We start from the raw sequence: 18,922 nt of genomic DNA, 5'->3' as shown, positions 1-18,922 counted from the left end.
GATTGCTGGTCTTCTCGGGGTAGAGGCGACGGGAATCGAACCTGCCGCCTCCAGTGCGGGTCTGCTGTAGCTTGTTCTCATAGGCCCCGATCCCCACAAGCAGGCAGGGGCTCCACGGGGCCCGTGGGAGGCGGACGGTAGCGTGTGCCCTGGCGAGGTGTGGCTGGGGAGGGGCTGGTGAGAACGCACGGGTGGGCGTACCGGCGAAGGCAGCCGGAGAGGACGGTGCTGTACGAGGCGGTGCGGGAGAACCTGGCCACATTGCTGGCGGAAGCCAGCGAGGTAGGGCGCGGCCTGCCCCGGTACGTGGAGCGGGACTTCGCCAGGTACCTGGAATGCGGAGTGCTGGCGCACGGCTTCGCGCGGGTGCGCTGCGAGAGTTGCAAGGACGAGCTGCTCGTCGCCTTCTCGTGCAAGGGACGAGGGGTGTGCCCGTCCTGCAACGCGAAGCGGGCGCATGTGACGGCGGTGCATCTGGTGGAGCAGGTGCTGCCGCACGTGCCCTACCGGCAGTGGACGCTGTCCTTTCCGCACCGGATCCGGTGGGTGCTGCTCAAGGACGTGGGACTGCTCTCGGACGTCCTCACCGTCTTCCTACGCGCGGTGTTTGCCCTGCAGCGCCGAAGGGCACGGCGGCAGGGCCTGCGGGGTGGGCAGGTCGGGGCCGTGTCGTTCATCCCGTTCTTCGGCTCCGCCTTGCAGGTGACTCCGCACTTCCACTCGCTGGTGCCGGACGGCGTCTTCGTGCCGCGGGAGAGCGGCGTGCGCTTCGAGCCGTTGCCGCCGCCCACGCAAGGCGAGGTGGAGCGGCTGCTGAGGGGGGTACGCCACCGGGTGCTGCGCCTGCTGGAGAAAAGAGGAGCCCTGCCCGCGCAAGGCCCCGAGGACGCGCTGCAGGCGTACCAGGCGCACTCCCTGCAGCAACGGCTGCGCTGGACGGAGGTGGACGTCCGGCCCCCTCCCAGCAAGCAGCCCCGATGCGCCTTGATGGAGGGATTCTCCTTGCACGCCAACACGCATTTGCATGCCAACGACAGGCAGGGACTGGAGCGGCTATGCCGCTACGGGGCGCGTGGCGCACTGGCGCTGGAGCGTTTGTCACGAGCGGAGGACGGTCGCATCGCCTATCGCATGAAGCGCCCGCTGCCGGACGGCGCCACGCACCTGCTCTTCACCGGGCTGGAACTGTTACGGCGTGTGGCGTCCCTGGTGCCTCCGCCTCGGGCAAACCTCACGAGGTTCCACGGCGTCTTTGCGCCAGGCGCCAAACTGCGGCCATTTCTGGTCCCCCCAGCAGAGGAGGCGAGAGCGGGAAGTGAGGCAGCGGTGAGAAAGGAGGGGATGAAGGAGAGGAGGCCGCGAGTGGATTGGGCAGAGTTGCTGAAGAGGACGTTCGACTTCGAGGTGTTCGCCTGCGTGAGGTGTGGAGGCAGGAGGCGGGTCTTGGCGTACGTGAAGGCAGGCAGGGGAGTGCGAGCGATACTGGAGCACCTGGGCTTGCCCACGGCAGGTGTGCGCCTGGCCCCGGCGCAAGAATCAACCCAGGCCGCGGGGTGTTGAGGCTGACGCCTCCCCAGAGCCAAAAGGCCAGTCCCCTTCCGCGCACCCCATGGGAGGGCGGCCTGGGCAGTCGTGTACCTCAAGGGGCTGCGCGGCCTGTCCACCCGCTTGGCTCACTGCTCGGGCGGCGCCTGTCAGCGCTCCTCCTCGGCACCTCCGCTCCTGCCCTCACCCGCAACATGGCCTCTATCCCGCCTATACGCACCGAACTCGAGTGCGCCCAGGCTGGTACCCTTCGGCTGAAGCTGCTGAAACTTGCCGCCATCGTCCGCGTGAGCGTCCGCCGCGTCGTCCTCTCGCTGAGCGCCGCCGCCCCGGTACGCGAGATCTTCGCGCGCATCGCCCAGCAACTGCTCACCGTACCCGCCGCCTCCTCCTGACGTCCGCTGCTCTTTGACAACCTCCTGCGGGCCTCACTCCGGCCGGAGAGGGCCGTGTCTTGCCTGTTGCCGACATCAGAACCGGCGCAAGCCATCGCGCGGCTCCTCCGCTGGGCTACGTTGCGGCATCCTTCCTACGTCCGTACCCGGTGTGACCGATCCGGGCTAGCGTCTGCGGCGCATAGGATCTCCGGCCCTGTTCATGGGCGGCAGCCTTCGGCGCGCTCGCCAAACGATCGCTCACCTGTCCAGGTCTGCGTCTGCGGGCCGTCGCCATGGCTCTCCCCGCCACCCAACCTAGCAAGCCACGTTGGCTTTAGAAATCGGACGTCAACTCGGCAGGGAATCCGGGCACGTCCTCGTCCCCCACGGCAACTCCTCCTGGGGCAGATCTGGCGATATCGAAGTCGGTGACGCACCGAGGCGACGGCTCGCTACTTCACTTCTTCTGCCCGAGGAGTCCGGCGGCGGTCTCGATGAGCTTCGTCGCGACGGCGGCGCTGGTTGCCTCGCCCCCATCCTCCTTCCCTCCCGGAGCCGCAGCGGCAGCGCCTGGAGTGGCCGGCGGCAGCGTGAGCAGCTGGGTGATGACCTGCTGCAGCGTCGCGTCGTAGCTGGGCTGCGCGCCGATCCGGGCGTAGTCCAGGGCGAGCTCGTACCTCTCGAGGGTGGCCACGTTGTTCGCGGCCTTCTCGTACTGCTCGCGCAGCTTCGTGTCGTGCCGGAGCAACGCCGTGCCGATCGTCAGCGGCACCGCTGCCAGGCCGAAGCCGCCGAACATGAAGTGCCAGTCCAGCGTGCCGTCCCTCGGCAGGAGCGTGGCGGCCATGACGGGTCCGGCGATCGACAGGACGTAGAAGGAGAGCGCCCCGCGGTAGGGGTTCGAGGGGCGCCCCTTTGCGTGGACGCATGTCGGTGGCCCGGGCAAGACCTTTGCCATGGTGGGCGACATCCTCTTCGGGCTCGGAGCGAACGGCAGGGTGTACATGAACCGGGACGGAACGTTGGCGGGCTGGAAGGACGTCGGCGGCCCTGTCGAGTGGATCCATGGCGGAACGGGAAAGCTCCTCTGCGCCAGGATCCCCGCCGGCTGGGGTGGGGCTTGCTTCGACGTGAACACCGAGCGATGGACCGTGATCGGCCAGCCCTGAGCGCACTCCCTTTGGAGTGCAAGTGACCCATGAGCGTCACATCGAGCCTCAGCGCATAGGGCGAATAGGAGGCCGGTTGAGGGTGAGGGCAGGAGCGGAGGTGCCGAGGAGGACCGCTGACAGGGGCCGCCCGAGCAGTGAGCCCGGTCGGTGGACAGGCCGCGCAGCCCCTTGAGGTACACGCCTGCCCAGGCCGCCCTCCCATAGGGGTGCGCGGGAGGGGACTGGGCCTTTCGGCTCTGGGGAGGCGTCAGCCTCAACACCCCGCGGCCTGGGTTGACTCTTGCGCCGGGGTCAGGCTCACACCTGCCGTGGGCAAGCCCAGGTGCTCCAGTATCGCTCGCACTCCCCCCCTGCCTTCACGTACGCCAACACCCGCCGCCTGCCTCCACACCTCACGCAGGCGAACACGTCGAAGTCGAACATCCTCTTCAGCAACTCTGCCCAATCCACTCGCGGCGTCCTCTCCTTCATCCGCTCCTTCCTGGCCGCTGCCTCACTCCCCGCTCTCGCGTCCTCCGCTTGGGGGAGCTGCTGAACAACCGGGATTTGCCTTGAGAAGAGACAGGCGGAACACTTCACCGACATGGGACGACTTTTCCTCGCGGTGGGCTTCATCGTCAGCATGGTGTTGAGTGCCTGTGCTTCTCTTGGCTCCGCGCATCCCCTGCCAAAGCTGGGGCTGCGCGAGGATATCCGCACGACCAGTGGCCGGTACGACGGGTATTCGGTGAGGGTGGACCTCGATCATGCCGCTGTCCACCAGGGCCATCAGGGAACCATCTGGCTCACCGGGCATGGCACCAGGCCCATCATCGTGACGCAGCGAACGCAGCGTGGCGACGGCATGCTGCTCCCAGGCGCTCCGACCCTGCGCATCATCACTCCCATCATGATGTACCCGGATGACCCCCGGTTGCCCGACTCCCAGGCGGAGCGTATCCAGGGGCTCAACTACGACTTCATGGTGGCGCAGGGGTGGCTCTTCCAACGCTGCGACCGGAGCCCTTACTCATTCTGTGCTCCCCAGGGAAGAGAGTACCTCGCGACACCGAGCTTCCGGACCGTGGACCCGCTCATCGCGTACCTGGGGCAATGGCTGACGGAGGGAGACTACGCTGGAACCCTCCGGATCGACGTGTGGCAGCATCTGGGCACGCCCGAGGACATTCAGACGCGGTTTGGTCAGCACGAGGGCTATACGGTGGACTGGTGCAAGGGGGCGAAGGATGAGCACCGGCGTCTCATCGTGCTCACGGGGCAGGGTTCTCGCGACTTCGAGCCCTTCCTCCCGGGGCAGCCCGCGGACATTGAACGGCGGAGCAACTGGGCCGTGCTGATTGGAAAGAAGGGAACGGAAGGCCTCGCCGTCCTCGGCAAGCCCGGCTGCCATGCGCCGTATGCCGCCGAAGTTGACGTCGTCTCCTACGCCGACGTGGATGCGGCCATCGCGTGGTGGGGGCGCCGTCTGACGGAGAGCGATGCGCGGGGAGAGATCGTGATTCGCGTGACCGGCCCCTACCTTCTGGAGTACCTCGCGCGGTGACATCCCCAGCGGCGTGCTGGAAGGAGGCCTTCGTCCACCTGGTCCGCAACGCAGGTGAACACCCTGGCCCCGTCCAGGCTGGAGCCGCTCCCTGCCCACCAGCCTACCTCATAAACTGATGGAGGATGGCAAAGTCATCGTGGACGTGTCCCGCCTTCACGGCCGCCTCGCAGAGCTGGTTGAAGGCGCCGGGCACGGCGTGGTGGAGGCCGTGCTCCCTGCACAGCTCGAGCAGATGCTGGGCGTATGCCTCACCCCATCTCTCCAGCGACCGACGGTGCTCATCGGACGGATACGGAAAGAAAGCAAGGGTGACTGGCACAGCATCGAACCCCGCTATCAGTCAGCAGTTCGCATGCGCAACCCGCCCCAAGGGCACCGCCCGCGCGCGGCTCCTGACCTGGATCCCCAGGTGCCCCGCCAGCACTTGGCCATCCTGCAGACAGCACGCCTGACGTGAGCCTGTCCGTGGCATAGGCTGCACGCGTCTCCAGGAGCGTCTGCTCCACCTCACGAGTCCCTGCCATGGAGCGCGCATCCGTCCCCGTGCTGCACCCTGCCCTGCTGCCGGCCGGCACGGTGGTGGGGCGCTGGCGTGTCGTGGCCTGGGGAGGCCAGGGCGCCCACGGCGCCGTCTACCGCGCCGTCCCGGTGGGCCAGGTGAGAGTCCCCCGCTTCCGTGGACACCCCCGATGTGATGGAAGGGTGTTCGATGTCGGAGAGTGCGAAGAAGCAGAGGAGGCAGCGGCGTAGCTTCAGCCCGGAGTTCAAAGCCGGGGCGGTGAAGCTGGTGCTGGAGGAGGGCAAGTCCGTCGCGGAAGTGGCGAAAGACTTGGACCTGAGCGAGACGACCTTTCGCAGGTGGGTGGAGCAGGCCAGGGCGGACCGAGGCCAGGGCAAGCCGGGAGCGCTCACCAGCGAGGAGCGGGCGGAGTTGTCCCAGCTGCGCAAGCGCGTGCGCCAGCTCGAGATGGAGAAGGAGCTGCTAAAAAATGCGGCGGCACACTCAATCGGTCGATGCAACAGGGGCTGCTCGTCGATTGGAGGAGTGAATGCCGAGAAGGCGTCGAGGCTTTTCTGCGGAGCAGAGAGCCGAGATCTGGCGGAGGTGGCTGCCGTGCACCGCGAGAGCCGCGGCACCTACGGCAGCCCGCGGGTCCATGCGGAACTGCGTGCACGGGGCCGCCGCGTCTCCGAGAAGCGGGTCGCTCGCCTCATGCGGCAGGAGGGCCTGGCGGCACGCAGAAGACGCCCCTTCGTGCGGACCACCGACAGCAAGCACGCCCATCCGGTCGCGCCCAACGTGGTGGCTCGCGACTTCCTACCTCCCGGGCCCGATTGCACCTGGGCGGGCGACATCACCTACGTCTGGACGGCCGAGGGCTGGCTCTACCTGGCCGTCGTGCTCGACTTGTTCAGCCGCCGCGTCGTGGGCTGGAGCATGAGTCAGAGAATCGACCGGCAACTGGTCCTCGCCGCGCTCGACATGGCGCTCACGGGGCGGGCGGCCCCTGCGCTGCACCACTCCGACAGGGGCAGTCAGTACGCCAGCGAGGACTACCGAGCACGGCTGGCCGAGCGCGGCATCACCTGCTACAACCGCAACTGGCGCCTCGTCGCCAAGCAGGAGTACTCGGAGTAGCTCGCAGCGCCGCTCACGTCCTTCCCGCTGCCCGGTCGCGCCCCGCCAGGGAAGGCGGCCTGGGCTGGGCAGGCGTGTGTCTGCTGGAGATGAAGCGCTGCTCCTGGGCCCCCTGAGCTGACCTATTCGTCGAGTGAGGAGAAGCCTGGGTCACAGGGAGCTCGCGGCGGGGGCGCGTTGAAGTTCCAGGTCTCCCAGCCCCGCGGCTTCGGGATCCGCATGTAGCCAGTAGCGTGCGCTCCAACGAGTGGGGCTCCCAGGATGTACTGGACGAAGCCGTCTCGATATCGCCGGAGCAGGCCCGGCCCGTATGAATCGACTCCGGGGCCCTCCTTGTCCATGGGGGCTCCGTCCACGTCGTAGAGCCGGGGAGAGCCCTTCGGACAGCACTCGCGCTCATTGTATTCGCCGCGCTTGCAGACCTGCGGCACTTCGCCACTGACGAGGACGACATCCGCATCCACTCTCACGACGGTGCCTTCTGGCTGCCTCAGCGCCTCCTGCAATGAAATCTGGTTGATCCGCTCCCACGGTTCTTTCGACCAGGAGGGGAGGGGTTTCCTGGGAATGCCCCGCCAGCCTCCTGACACGCGCTGGATGACCCGGATGCGCTCGGGTTCTCCTTCCAGCCTCACGAACTGGAACGTGTCCAGGTTGGGTGCCCAATTGGGCAGTGACGATTCGGGCGGACAATCCCACACGCACGAGTCCCACCCGGAATTGCCCACGACGCGACCTCGCTCATCCCAGATGAAGCTGCCATTGAAGCGCCGGACTGTCGGGCTCCATTCCACCAAGGAGATCCGTCGAGTCTCGAGGCTGTGGGGATCGATCGCGGAGATGACCGTCACAGTGTCATCGAGTTCTCGGGACACCCAGAGAGGGGTTCCATCCCCGAGCCTGGCCTGGACGACCGTCCCGCATGGTGGCAGTTCCAGCACCACGGTCTGATCGAGGCGCGGCACCTGGTTGCTCTTCACCGGGAAGGCCTTGATCCTCCAAGCGACGGGTTCGCAGCCCGCCGAGAGCAGAAGGGCCAGGACGACGACAAGTCTGAGCGGAGTCATGGTCTCTATCTATCGCGGGCCAGTTCCATTGCGATGGAATGGTTGTCCACACGTAGGCGCCAAACTGCGGCCATTTCTGGTCCCCCCAGCAGAGGAGGCGAGAGCGGGAAGTGAGGCAGCGGTGAGAAAGGAGGGGATGAAGGAGAGGAGGCCGCGAGTGGATTGGGCAGAGTTGCTGAAGAGGACGTTCGACTTCGAGGTGTTCGCCTGCGTGAGGTGTGGAGGCAGGAGGCGGGTCTTGGCGTACGTGAAGGCAGGCAGGGGAGTGCGAGCGATACTGGAGCACCTGGGCTTGCCCACGGCAGGTGTGCGCCTGGCCCCGGCGCAAGAATCAACCCAGGCCGCGGGGTGTTGAGGCTGACGCCTCCCCAGAGCCAAAAGGCCAGTCCCCTTCCGCGCACCCCATGGGAGGGCGGCCTGGGCAGTCGTGTACCTCAAGGGGCTGCGCGGCCTGTCCACCCGCTTGGCTCACTGCTCGGGCGGCGCCTGTCAGCGCTCCTCCTCGGCACCTCCGCTCCTGCCCTCACCCGCAACATGGCCTCTATCCCGCCTATACGCCTCGCTTCCACTTGCCGATCCACGTCTTGCTCATGTCGTTTCCGTCTCCGGTTTGGTCCTTTTTAGGCATCCCCTTGCGGGCGGCGACGGGTCGAGACGACGCGGTTCGGCAGGTGGGAGAACGCGAGACCGAAGTCGGAGACCTGAACCCGGCCCTCCCAGTTGACGAAGACGTGCCCCAAGTCGATCGCCCGGTGGACGATGCCCAAGGGGTTTCCCTTCGCATCCTTCGCCGTGTGCGCATGATCAAGGGCGCTCGCGACCGCCGCGCCGACGTACAGCGCGAATTCGGGCGAGAACCACTGATCGACTTCGGTCGCGAGCCCCATCAGATAATCGAGATCCTCCCCGGTCGGATGGTCGGTGATGACGTACCAAGCCGCATTCGTCTTGTGCAGACAGTGAACGCGCAGGATGCCCGGGTGATCAAGGTACTTCGCAAGCCGCACTTGCTCTTCAAGCTTCGCCCTCGCCTTGACGAAGCGCGCGCCCTCCTTAACCCCTCCACGCGGATTCCCGACCGCCTTGACCAACACCTTCCCCCGCGGGTGACCTTCCGGCGAGCGACGCCGCATCTGAAACAGACTTAGGCCGTGATGCGCCTCGCCCAAGTCTTCGCGGAATTCGTAAGCAGTGCCGTCCCCGTCGGTGAACAGAATTGCCCCCTTGGGGAGCCTGAACTCGATTGCTGCCATGCTCGATCCTCCTCTCGCTTGCGCAGGCACCATGCCAGCGCGAGACAAGTCCCAGTTACTCAGTGCAAGGGGCCGGTTGGAACGCCCTACGAAGTCGGAGGTCGTCCCTCGCCTGCCCCGCGAAAATTGACCGCCTACCTGACACGTCGCTTTGCGGCGGGACTCACGGCCAGTAATCGACCGCTTTCCCAACGTCACGATTGGAGGTCTTACCGGCCCCGTCTTTCAGCTCGTCGGCCGTCGTGTCCACGACGACGCACACGGGAACCTCGTCCTGTCGCGGCAGCTTCGCGCGCTCAAACCTCACGACGATCCGGCCCGGTTTGCCGCTGTCGGTCTTGTCGGGCATGACGTAGACCTTCCCCCCGAGAAATCGTGTCCCCGGGGGAGCTGTCCGCTGATCACGCGCATCCGGTGGCACGACCGCGACAATCGTGTCGCCCGGCCGGAACCAAACGCCGAGCGCTTCGGGGTCGTGTCGGTCGTCCAGCACAAGGCGGAATCGATCACCGTCGCGCCAGTGCAGCTCACGCATCGCACTCTGAGACCCTTCGGGGCAGGTGAAGGGCTCGGGCCTGACGGGAACGCCGGTGCATCCGAGAGCGACGGCAGCGGCAAGCGACAGCCCCTTGCACACTTCCGCGCTTGGCGAGGTCTTCTGCCCGCGCTCGCGCGAGCTGCGTGCTTGCTTCGTGGGTTCGGTGGGCTGTGTCTTCAAGAGGTCACCTTCCTTTTGTTCGGGGGCGAGTGCCGGACCTGTCCCTGCGACAGGCGCGGGGGCGGGTGACATATCAGGGGCAGGCGTGACGGGCGGCAGCGAGGGGGCGGCGGCTGGAAGCGTCGGCGCACCGGGAAGCATCCAGAGAGCTGCGACAGCGGCGAGCACGACAGCACCCACCGCGCCCGCCGCGATCCTCCATCCCTTCCGACGTCGAGCGTGCAGCTCGGCAGGCGCAGCACCGTCGAGCATCTCGGGTTGACGCTGCTCTGACGGGACATGCGCGGGCGCTTGGTAATCAGCCCCCGGATCCGCGAGCAGCTCGGCGATCTCGCGCCGAAGCGCTTCGGTGTCGACGGGTCGCCGCTTGGGGTCGCGCGAAAGGATGCTTTCGGCTAGGTCGCTGAGCGGTTCAGGAACGCGCGGATTGAGCCCCCGGGCAGGTGGAGGCATCGCGGCCGGGTTATTGAGCGACTCGCGCGTGCGCGCTTCCGTCGGTCGGGGATCCGTTAGCAGCTCGTAGAGCATCGCTCCGACCGCGAAAATCTCGTCGGCGACCTGGAAGGCATAGCGCCCCCGGTGCTCTTCTTTGTGCTCGCGCAGGAACTTGAATTGCTCGGGTGCTCGGAACCGATCGGTTCCCGGGGGAAGGTGCCCGCTATCGGTTAGGTCTGCCGCTTGCGTGTAGGTCGCACAGCTAAAGTCGATAATGATCGGCTCGCCGTCACTCTTCCGGATCAGCACGTTCACGAGCTTCAAGTCTCGGTGAAGGATGCCCCGGCTGTGCATGTAGACGAGCGCGTCGGCGATCTTCACGAAGACGCGCAGGACTTCGTGAAAAGTAGGGTGCTTTCGCTCTTTCCACTCGGCGAGCGTCCAACCGTCGACGTAGTCGAGCGCGAGATAAACGTTCCCGCTTTCGGCGTACCCGTAGCCGCGATGCCGGATGATGTTCGGATGATCCAGCATGAGGAGAACCGTCAGCTCACGCATCACGCGGGCATGGGTCTGTTTGTCGTCCCCGCTTGCGTCACGGTGCAGCGCCACCTTGAGCGCGCGATCCTGCCCATTCTTCTGTACGTGGTAGACGACCGCAAAACCACCGCTGCCGAGTTCCTTTAAGACGCGCCAGCCGTCGATAACGGCGCCTGACGGCAGCCTGATCAGAGGTGCGGTCATTGCTTGCCCTCCATCGGAAGCGTCACACGCGGAATCACGAAGCTGCGACCGTCATCCCCGAGCACTTCCAGGGCGACGACAAGCCCAGCACTCGCGGGCGGTTCCTTGAAGACGCCGAGCACGCGCACTGTGTCCCCGGGAGCAACCGCGCCTTGCGCATTCGTCACGACGCGCCCGTGCAGGACGGTGCCCCCCTTGCCTCTCAGCACCACGTCGCGCGGTGTCCACGGGGGCCGACCGGGCAGGTTGAGGATCCACAAGTCGGCAAGCACCCACCCGTTCCCGCGATAAGAAACACCCGGGTCAGAAGAGAAACCCTGCTCGCTGTCGATCGCCTTCCCGATGACGGTGGTCTGAACGCCCCGGTCGCTCACGTAGCCGAGCAAGACGAAGTCTTCGGGCCGGGGGTCGGCGCGCTGCACGTCGGCCGGACAGGGGCCGGTCGGCGGCTCGGGGCGCTGCACGTCGATCCGCGAGTCGACTTCGGCCGGGTCCATCACGAGCACGAACGCCGCCCGAGCGGGCGCCTGCCCGTCAGCGAAGAAGACCGCGATCTCGTGCCGCTCGTCGGCCCGGAAGTCGGCGGCAGCTTGGACGATGATCGAGCGCTTGCCCGTGTCCAGCACCCGGATCCGCGACTCGTCGACCGTCAGCGTCGTCGGCTGGATGTCGGCGGGAAACCATAGGAGCGTGAGCGAATCCGGGGCGACGCGGATCTCGGGCAGGGGCTCGTCGGGGTTGCCGACGACCGCGACGGGCCGCTCTCGCTTCGCACGACCGCTCAAAGGCGTCTCTCCCCGTGCCGCAGCTCCCCACAAGACCGCGAGCACAAGGGCCAATCTAGCAGGTTGGCTCAAAGGTGGGTGACCTCCTGAATTGGGCGAACGCTAGCAGGTTCTGCGCGCGCGCAGGGGCACCGCAGACCAGCTCAGGAAGCCCCACCGGGCCGTTAGCTTCGTCACGACTTGACTGCGAGACGCTTTCTCGACCGCGGCTCAGCGGTAGACCTTACCCCCCAGAGAAACGCGCCCCCAACGAGCGGTACGCTGTAGGCCGCGACCTGGCCCGTGGGCAACAGGTACGCGACGAGCATCTCGTTCTCCCATCCCCCGGAGCGCCCCTTCATCCAGTCGGGATCCGGCGTGCGGCCCGCGCCGACCGCGATCGCCCTACAGTTGCCTTCGCGGCCTGGCCGAACGTGAGCCTGCCCCGATTTTGTGGACACCCCTGATGAGTCGAAACACGAGAGGATGTGTCCCATGGAACGAAGGAAGAGACGGAGCTTCACGCCCGAGTTCAGGGCGGAGGCAATCCGGCTGGTGAGAGAGGGGACGAAGTCACTGCCCCAGGTGGCCAAGGATCTGGACCTGACCGAGTCGGCCCTGAGGCTGTGGGTGAAGCAGGCTGACGTGGCTGAGGGCAAGGCAGCCCCCGGAGCGCTCAGCCAGGCCGAGAGGGAGGAGTTGCTGCAGCTGCGGCGAGAGAACCGGCAGTTGCTGATGGAGCGTGACTTCCTAAAAAAAGCGGCGGCCTTCTTCGCGAAGGACTCGAAGTGAGCCTGCCCCGATTTTGTGGACACCCCTGATGAGTGGAAAGACGAGAGGATGTGTCCATGGAACGAAGGAAGAGACGGAGTTTCACGCCGGAGTTCAGGGCGGAGGCAGTCCGGCTGGTGCGTGAGGGGACGAAGTCATTGCCCCAGGTGGCCAAGGACCTGGACTTGACCGAGTCGGCGCTGAGGAACTGGGTGAATCAGGCTGAGGCAGCCGAGGGCAAGGCAGCCCCCGGAGCGCTCAGCCAGGCCGAGCGGGAGGAGTTGGTGCAGCTGCGGCGAGAGAACCGGCAGCTGCTAATGGAGCGCGACTTCCTAAAAAAAGCAGCGGCCTTCTTCGCGAAGGACTCGAAGTGAGGTTCGAGTTCATCGACGCGCAGAAGGCCCACTTCCCCATCGAGTTCATGTGCGAGCAGCTGGGAGTGTCCCGTTCGGGTTTCTACGCCTGGAAACAGCGCCCGGAGTCCGCACGCCAGCAGGAGGACCAGCAGCTGGCCGAGGAGGTGGCGAAGGTGCACCAGGAGAGCCGAGGCACCTACGGCAGCCCCCGGGTGCATGCGGAGATGCGAGCCCGGGGCCGCAAGGTGAGCCGCAAGCGGGTGGCTCGGCTGATGAAGAAGCAGCAGCTGGCGGCCCGCAGGAAGCGTCGCGCGGTGCGCACCCCCGATTCCAACCACGAAAACCCGGTGGCTCCCAACGTGCTGGAGCGCGACTTCTCCCCCGACCAGCCCAACAGCACCTGGGCCACGGACATCACCTACGTGTGGACGGGCGAAGGCTGGCTGTACCTGGCCGTGGTGCTCGACTTGTTCTCACGCAGGGTGGTCGGCTGGTCCATGAGCGAGCACATCGACACCCAGCTGGTGCTCGGAGCCCTCGAGATGGCTCTGGAGGGGCGACAGCCGCCCCAAGGGCTCATCCACCACTCCGATCGCGGTAGCCAGTATGCCAGCGCCGAGTACCGGCAGGCACTGGCTTGCCGAGGCATCCAGTGCAGCATGTCCAGGAAGGGCAACTGCTGGGACAACGCCGTCGTGGAGAGCTTCTTCAGCACCCTGAAGATGGAGCCGGTCTACCTCACCGACTTCACCACCCGGCACCAAGCCCGCTCGGCGCTCTTCGAGTACATCGAGGTCTTCTACAACCGACGCCGGCGGCACTCGGGCCTGGGCTACTTGAGTCCTTGGGAGTATGAGCGGACCGCCCTACCTGCTAAGTTGGCAGCATAACCCCCGTGTCCACCAAACCGGGGCAAGCCCACTCGAAACAGGCCCCCGCCTATGCGCCCATCATCTGGAACTCAGCGATGACGGGTGAGTGGTCCGACTCGGGGTACAGCTCGTCGGTGGCGAAGGCAATGGACTCGTCGTGCAGCAACTCGTTGTGGATCTCCGTGTGCTGGTAGGCCGCAAGCAGCGCGCGCGAAGCGAGGATGTGGTCGAACATCTGGCCTTTGCCCCGGTGCAGCAGCGAGTAGCGAGCGGGCTCGGGGACGCTGCGCTCGCACGAGACGAGCACGCGCCTGACCAGCTTGGGGTTGCTCGTGTTCTCCACGTCCCCGCGTAGCGCCTCGACGGGCACCTCGTCGGAGTCCGCGTTGAGGTCGCCGCAGACGGCGATGAGGGCGCTCTCGTCCGCGTCGAAGAGTTGGTCCACGAGGCGGCGCGCCTCCAGGGCTTGCCCCACCCGCCTCATCATGGAGATGAAGGCCCCCTCCGCCCACGCCGAGGCGCTCTTCCAGGTGAAGTCGTTCACCTTCTGGTTGGGGATGTCCGTGGGGATGCGTGACTTGAGGTGCAGGTTGATGATGTGGAGCGAGGCCCCACCCGGCAGCCGCACCCGGGCGTGCAGCAGGGGGCGCTCCCAGCGGATCTCCGCCGCGTTCTGCTCCGGAGGGTCAGCCGTCACCATCCGGTAGAGCGGGGCGGGCACCAGATCATTGAGGTGTTGCGCGTATTCGAGGATCTCGAAGCGCGAGAGGATGACGAGGTTGCGCTGCGTCATCGGCCCAGTGCCCCCAGGGACGTGGGTGGAGACCTGGTGGTAGCCGGCGTACCGCGTGTCATGGAGGAGGCGCTCCAGGGCACGCAGCTCCAGGTGCCCGTCCACCATCTGCCCGTGCACCTCCTGGAGGCACAGGATGTCAGCGTCCACCCGCAGCAACTGGGGGCGCATCAACGCGATACGCTCGGCAAGCGGGGGCTTCGACCCGGGCTTCTCGTCGAAGTTCTCCAGGTTGAACGTGGCGATGCGTACTCGATCTCCCATGGCCGGTTCCTCCACATGGCTGGGTGCACCCCAGGCATGCATTTTCCGGCACAAGGTGGAGGGCTCCGTCCGACCCAACAACCGCCCTGCGGGGAGGCTCCATGACCTTCGACGGACGCCCTGGGAGCTCGGAAACCCCGGCGCAAGAGTCAACCCAGAGCGCGACATCTCACGTGAGAACAGGCGCGGAGGAGGCGGGCGCGGTCCAGTAGATGACGGCGAGCCGCCTGCCCGGGTCATGGACGGTGATGCCTGCCATCCTGGATGATCGTCTTCATCGCCAGCAGGAAGGGCACTCGCCGGTGGGACGTTCTCGCGCCCTGCTCGAAGTTCTCTCATGCGCTGCGACTGCTTCGCGAGGCTCACACTCGCGGCAAGAGGGGGACATTCATGAAAAGAGCAGGCATTCAGCTGGTGCTGACGCTCGCGGCGGCGCTGTTCGCGGGTTGTGGAGCCACGTCCGGGGACACGGGGACGGCGCGGTTCGCCGTATCGGTGCCACAATCTCTCTCATCCACCATCGCCCGCGTCGCGGTCGCCTCGGGTGGACCGGACATTCCTTCCGTGTGGGTTGACCTCGCTGCCACGAATGGCGTGTGGGGCGGCACCATCGGCAACATCCCCGCCGGCACCGACCGAGCTTTCGCCGCTCGGGCCTATGACGCTTCCGGCACCCTGATCTTCTTGGGCTCCGCCTCCGGCGTCTCCATCTTCGCCAACCAGACGACCCTCGTCGCCATCACCCTCCAGCAAATCAACCCACCTCCGCCCTTCGAGAACGAAGCGCCAATCATCGACTTCGTCACAGCCTCCCCCAGCACCGTGGCGGCCGGTGGCACCGTCTCCCTCCACGCCTCCGCGCATGACCCGAACCCCGATGACACGCTTGGCTACGCGTGGAGCGCCACCGCGGGCACCTTCTCCTCGACCTCCGGGCGCTTCACCTCGTGGACGGCGCCGGCCTCCACCGGGATTCAAACGCTGACACTCACGGTGACGGATTCACGTGGCCTGGCCTCCAGCGCCCTGCTGGTCGTCAATGTTCTGCCCGAGAGCGAGGGTGAGGCCGAGCTGTCCATCTCCTTCAACAGCACCCCTGAAGTGACCTTGCTCGTGGCCTCGCCCACGCAGCTCGTCGTCGGGCAGCCGACGTCGGTGTCCGTCACGGCTTCGGATTCAGACGGGGACGGCCTCTCCTACTCCTGGAGCGCCTCGTGCGCAGGCACCTGGAGCAACGCAAGTTCCAGCATCGCTCAATTCACGCCCTCGCTCGCGCCGGCCGAGGCCTGCAACAACTGCCGGCTGAGCATCTCCGTGTCCGACGGGCACGGAGGGCACAACACGGGCACTGTCGCCCTGTGTGTCAGCAACACGCCCCCCGTCCAGCACCTCGCGCCCGTCATCCTCCGCACCTACCGCTCCTCGGACACCGCCAATCCAGGCGATGTGCTCACCTACGAGATGGCCGCCAGCGACCCGCAGGGCTCCGCGCTCACCTTCTCCTGGGAGACCACTGCCGGCACGTTGGGCACGCCGACCGGCGACTCCACGCACAGCCGCATCACCTGGAGGGCCCCGTCCTGCGCCATCGCCGGCACGCCCCCTGTCGTGACCGTCACCGTCACGAATCTCTTCGGCCTCACTGCCACGCGAGGCTTCGAGGTGATGGGGCTTCCGGCGTGTTCCTTCACGGGTTGGACGACGACGGGCCCCATGGTCTCGGGTCGTTGGCTGCACACGGCGACGCTCCTGCCCAACGGAAGGGTGCTCGCCGCGGGAGGAATGGGGTTCAACCTGCTCGGGACCGCGGAGTTGTACGACCCGGCGACCGACACCTGGTCCGCGACAGGTTCCCTGAACTCCAGTCGTGAAAGTCACACGGCGACACTGCTGCCTGACGGCAGGGTGCTCGTCGCGGGGGGATCTGGCGGCAACTTCCTTGCGAGCGCGGAGGTGTACGACCCGGCGACCAGTATCTGGAGCATGACTGGTGCCATGGCTTCACCTCACTACATGCACACGGCGACACTGCTGCCCGACGGCAGGGTGCTCGTCGTCGGGGGATCCAGCGGAACTGGCGACCTCGCGACGGCGGAGCTCTACGACCCGTCCTCGGGCACCTGGAGCATGACGGGCGCCATGGCCCAGCAGCGCTCCGTGCACACGGAGACGCTCCTGCTCGACGGCAAGGTGCTCGTCACGGGAGGGCGCAACGGGACGGGCGATCTCGCGACAGCGGAGCTCTATGATCCATCCTCGGGTACCTGGAGCACGACAGGCGCCATGAGCGAACCTCGCGCCTACCATCGGGCGACACGACTGCCCGACGGCAGGGTGCTCATCACCGGCGGAGTCAGCGACGACGCCCTCATGACCGCGGAGGTGTATGACCCGGCCTTCGGGACGTGGAGCGCGGCGGGCCTCATGACCCAACGCCGCCTTGCTCACACCGCGACACTCCTGCCCGACGGCAAGGTGCTCATCGCGGGAGGCAGTAACAGCACCATCGGGCTGGCGACGGCGGAGGTTTACGACCCGGTCGCCGGCACGTGGAGTTCGACGGACACCATGGCCTCTGCTCGCGCGTGGCACACGGCGACGCTGCTGCCCAACGGCAAGGTGCTCGCCGCGGGGGTGGGCATTGGCGAGACCACGACGGCGGAGTTGTATACGCCCTGAGCTGGGAACCGAGCCCATCATCACCGCGTTGGCGCCCATCACGAGGCCCACGCGAGATGTACCGGCCGAGGCAGCCGCAGGGAGGGACCGGTCCACGCAGTCGTCGCGGTGTCAGGAGCGCTTGCGGATCATCCAAGGCCCCACGACGAGGAGGTGGAGGCCCGTCGTGGCGAAGACCGTCAACACATCGTTCGCGCTGTGGGAGATCGGCTTGCCCATGACGTTGTAGGAGGTGTTGACGAGCATCGGAATGCCCGTCTGGCGCTCGAACGCGCTGAGCAGCCCGTGGAAGAGGGCGTTGCGCTCCCTCGTGACGGACTGCAGCCGCCCGGTGCCGTCCAGGTGCACCACCGCGGGGACCAGCGCCTTCACCTCGTCGCGGAAGGGGAGCGCCCGCTCCATGTACGGGCTCTCCTCGTAGCCCTGGAAGAACCGCTCGCCGTGCTCGTGCAGGATCGCCGGCGCGAGCGGACGGTACTGCTCGCGGAACTTCACCCGCTCGTTGATGATGTCGCGCATGTCGCCGCGCCGGGGGTCGGCCAGGATCGATCGGTTCCCGAGGGCACGCGGCCCGAACTCGGCACGCCCCTGCACCCAGCCGACGATCTCGCCTCGCGCGAGGGCGGCGGCCGTGCGGTCGCACAGCTCCTGCTCGTCGTCGATGCGGACGGCGTCGAACGTCGCGAACGACAGCGCGCGCTCCAGCTCCTCGAGATCGATCGTGCTGCCCAGGTAGGGTGAGGCAATCGTCGGCGTCCGAGGGATGCGCCGCACCGAATGGCGCTCGTACAGCGCGGCGCCGAGCGCGTTGCCGTCGTCGGCCGGGGCGCTGGGCACGTGGAGCCGGCGGAACCCCGTCTCGCGCACGATGCGTCCGTTCGCCGCCGAGTTGAGGGCGCAGCCGCCAGCGTAGGCCAGGTTGTCGGAGATCCCCAGGGCATGCACGTTCTTCACGAGCGCCACGACGGTGTCGGCGAAGTAGTCCTGGAACGAGCGCGCCAGGTTCGCCGCCTGGAGCACGCCCGTCTTGCCGCTCCCGGGACGAAGCAGCGCGAGCAGCTCGTCGAGCCACGACATGCCCAGGGAGAGCTTCACCTGGAGCCCGTCCACGTGGGTGCGATCATGGAAGAACCGGTACAGCTCCGGCACACGCTCTCCGTGCGCCGCCATGCCCATCACCTTCCACTCCTCGCCTTCCCAGTACTGGAAGCCACACTGCTGGGTGACGACGCCGTAGAGGTGGCCGAGGCTGTGCTCGGAGCCCGTCGACGAGATGGGCCGGAAGGTGTCGTCGGCGAACGAGAACACGTCGATGCTCGTGCGCTCGTCCGCGCCGTCGATGACGAGCGCCACGCAGCGGTCGAACGGCGAGGTGTAGACCGCGTGGGCGGCGTGCGCCAGGTGATGCGGCACGGAGCTCCGGTCGATCTCGACCGGCGCGGTGCGAGGCACGGCGAAGCGCAGCAGCGAGCCTGGTCCGGAGGGCAGCACCTCCCCGAGTGACGGGTGGACATGAGGGAACTCGCCCCGCAGGAGCCAGCCGAGCTGCACCGCGATCGCGGAGTCCCAGGCGGAGGTGCTGGTGATCATCGCCAGGTAGCCATCGTCGGAGCCCTCATGCGCTATCGGGCGACGCATGGCGGCGAAGTCCTCGTCGTTGTAGTTCCAGGTGGTCCGGATCGAGGCGCGCTGAAGGGAGGCGGGGCTGATGCCGACGCGGTTCAAGGCCGCTCGGAGCGGTCGCCACGACGAGAACAGGCCATTGCAGCCGAGCGCTCGCTTCACCTGCATGTGCCGCTCGAAGGCTTCGGCGAACACCCCCTCGTTCGTGCAGAGCGCGATGGCGCCGTCGTGCACGCTGTTGCCGATGCCGACCACGAGCTCCTTCATAACCCTCTCCCTGCCTTTCTCCGTGGGACCCCGCTGG

The 18,922-nt window shown here is 66.9% G+C and carries 15 protein-coding genes and 2 pseudogenes; 9 read left to right on the top strand and 8 right to left on the bottom strand.

The annotated features are described in order from the left end of the window. The first annotated feature begins 177 nt into the window (after positions 1–177). Positions 178–1,560 (top strand): transposase, encoded by a 1,383-nt coding sequence (locus KY572_RS05145; RefSeq protein WP_224241038.1) that lies wholly within the window; start codon positions 178–180, stop codon positions 1,558–1,560. A gap of 179 nt (positions 1,561–1,739) precedes the next feature. Beyond that, positions 1,740–1,940: a transposase gene (locus KY572_RS47035; RefSeq protein ID WP_263451368.1), complete on the top strand. Its 201-nt coding sequence runs from the start codon at positions 1,740–1,742 to the stop codon at positions 1,938–1,940. A gap of 439 nt (positions 1,941–2,379) precedes the next feature. Here KY572_RS47035 and KY572_RS05135 read toward each other — a convergent pair whose 3' ends face one another. Further along, positions 2,380–2,880 (bottom strand): hypothetical protein, encoded by a 501-nt coding sequence (locus tag KY572_RS05135; protein WP_224241036.1) that lies wholly within the window; start codon positions 2,878–2,880, stop codon positions 2,380–2,382. Between KY572_RS05135 and KY572_RS05130 the strand changes: the two genes are divergently transcribed. Beyond that, positions 2,879–3,091: a hypothetical protein gene (locus tag KY572_RS05130; protein ID WP_224241035.1), complete on the top strand. Its 213-nt coding sequence runs from the start codon at positions 2,879–2,881 to the stop codon at positions 3,089–3,091. The two genes, KY572_RS05135 and KY572_RS05130, sit on opposite strands and share 2 nt — an antisense overlap. 586 nt (positions 3,092–3,677) lie before the next feature. Continuing rightward, positions 3,678–4,637 carry a hypothetical protein gene (locus KY572_RS05125; RefSeq protein ID WP_224241034.1) on the top strand — a complete coding sequence of 320 codons (960 nt, stop codon included), beginning with the start codon at positions 3,678–3,680 and terminating at the stop codon, positions 4,635–4,637. A 103-nt stretch (positions 4,638–4,740) separates the two neighbouring features. Here the strand turns inward: KY572_RS05125 and KY572_RS48060 are convergent, their stop codons facing one another. Further along, positions 4,741–4,833 (bottom strand): hypothetical protein, encoded by a 93-nt coding sequence (locus KY572_RS48060; protein ID WP_407659899.1) that lies wholly within the window; start codon positions 4,831–4,833, stop codon positions 4,741–4,743. Positions 4,834–5,162: 329 nt separating this feature from the next. Between KY572_RS48060 and KY572_RS05115 the strand changes: the two genes are divergently transcribed. After that, entirely contained in the window at positions 5,163–5,390 is a 228-nt protein-coding gene (locus KY572_RS05115) for a hypothetical protein (RefSeq protein ID WP_224241522.1), read from the top strand. After that, positions 5,350–6,231 (top strand): annotated as a pseudogene (locus KY572_RS48320) (IS3 family transposase); the annotation flags it as partial. The gene KY572_RS05115 and the pseudogene KY572_RS48320, both read left to right, overlap by 41 nt. Positions 6,232–6,401: 170 nt before the next feature. Here the strand turns inward: KY572_RS48320 and KY572_RS05105 are convergent. The 4 genes from KY572_RS05105 to KY572_RS05090 form a co-directional block, all read right to left on the bottom strand. Continuing rightward, positions 6,402–7,346, bottom strand: coding sequence for a hypothetical protein (locus tag KY572_RS05105; protein ID WP_224241032.1), 945 nt, complete (start codon positions 7,344–7,346; stop codon positions 6,402–6,404). Positions 7,347–7,966: 620 nt separating this feature from the next. After that, positions 7,967–8,599: a protein kinase gene (locus KY572_RS05100; protein WP_407659890.1), complete on the bottom strand. Its 633-nt coding sequence runs from the start codon at positions 8,597–8,599 to the stop codon at positions 7,967–7,969. A gap of 163 nt (positions 8,600–8,762) precedes the next feature. Then, complete coding sequence (locus KY572_RS05095) at positions 8,763–10,496, bottom strand: serine/threonine protein kinase (protein WP_224241031.1); 1,734 nt, start codon at positions 10,494–10,496, stop codon at positions 8,763–8,765. Then, entirely contained in the window at positions 10,493–11,353 is an 861-nt protein-coding gene (locus KY572_RS05090) for a DUF2381 family protein (protein ID WP_224241030.1), read from the bottom strand. Before KY572_RS05090 ends, KY572_RS05095 begins: the two co-directional genes overlap by 4 nt. Before the next feature lie 402 nt (positions 11,354–11,755). Between KY572_RS05090 and KY572_RS05085 the strand changes: the two are divergent. Beyond that, positions 11,756–12,051, top strand: a pseudogene (locus KY572_RS05085) (transposase); the annotation flags it as partial. 57 nt (positions 12,052–12,108) lie between these two features. Beyond that, positions 12,109–13,277, top strand: a protein-coding gene (locus tag KY572_RS05080) for an IS3 family transposase (protein WP_407659888.1) whose coding sequence is annotated in 2 segments (ribosomal slippage) — positions 12,109–12,376 and positions 12,376–13,277 — 1,170 coding nt in all. Because the reading frame shifts where the segments join, the coding sequence is not laid out codon by codon here. A 49-nt stretch (positions 13,278–13,326) separates the two neighbouring features. Here the strand turns inward: KY572_RS05080 and KY572_RS05075 are convergent. Continuing rightward, positions 13,327–14,316: an endonuclease/exonuclease/phosphatase family protein gene (locus KY572_RS05075; RefSeq protein ID WP_224241028.1), complete on the bottom strand. Its 990-nt coding sequence runs from the start codon at positions 14,314–14,316 to the stop codon at positions 13,327–13,329. Between the two features lie 390 nt (positions 14,317–14,706). Here KY572_RS05075 and KY572_RS05070 point away from each other — a divergent pair, with 390 nt between their 5' ends. After that, on the top strand, positions 14,707–16,995 hold the full coding sequence (locus KY572_RS05070) for a Kelch repeat-containing protein (RefSeq protein ID WP_224241027.1): 2,289 nt from the start codon (positions 14,707–14,709) through the stop codon (positions 16,993–16,995). 111 nt (positions 16,996–17,106) lie between these two features. On the opposite strand, the gene KY572_RS05065 is transcribed toward KY572_RS05070, so the two are convergent. After that, positions 17,107–18,885 (bottom strand): carbamoyltransferase family protein, encoded by a 1,779-nt coding sequence (locus tag KY572_RS05065; RefSeq protein WP_224241026.1) that lies wholly within the window; start codon positions 18,883–18,885, stop codon positions 17,107–17,109. Between the last annotated feature and the right edge of the window lie 37 nt (positions 18,886–18,922).

Source organism: Hyalangium gracile (assembly GCF_020103725.1).
GTDB lineage: Bacteria > Myxococcota > Myxococcia > Myxococcales > Myxococcaceae > Hyalangium > Hyalangium gracile.
The sequence above is the reverse complement of the archived record's forward strand: the minus strand, read 5'-3'. Positions and strand labels throughout refer to the sequence as shown.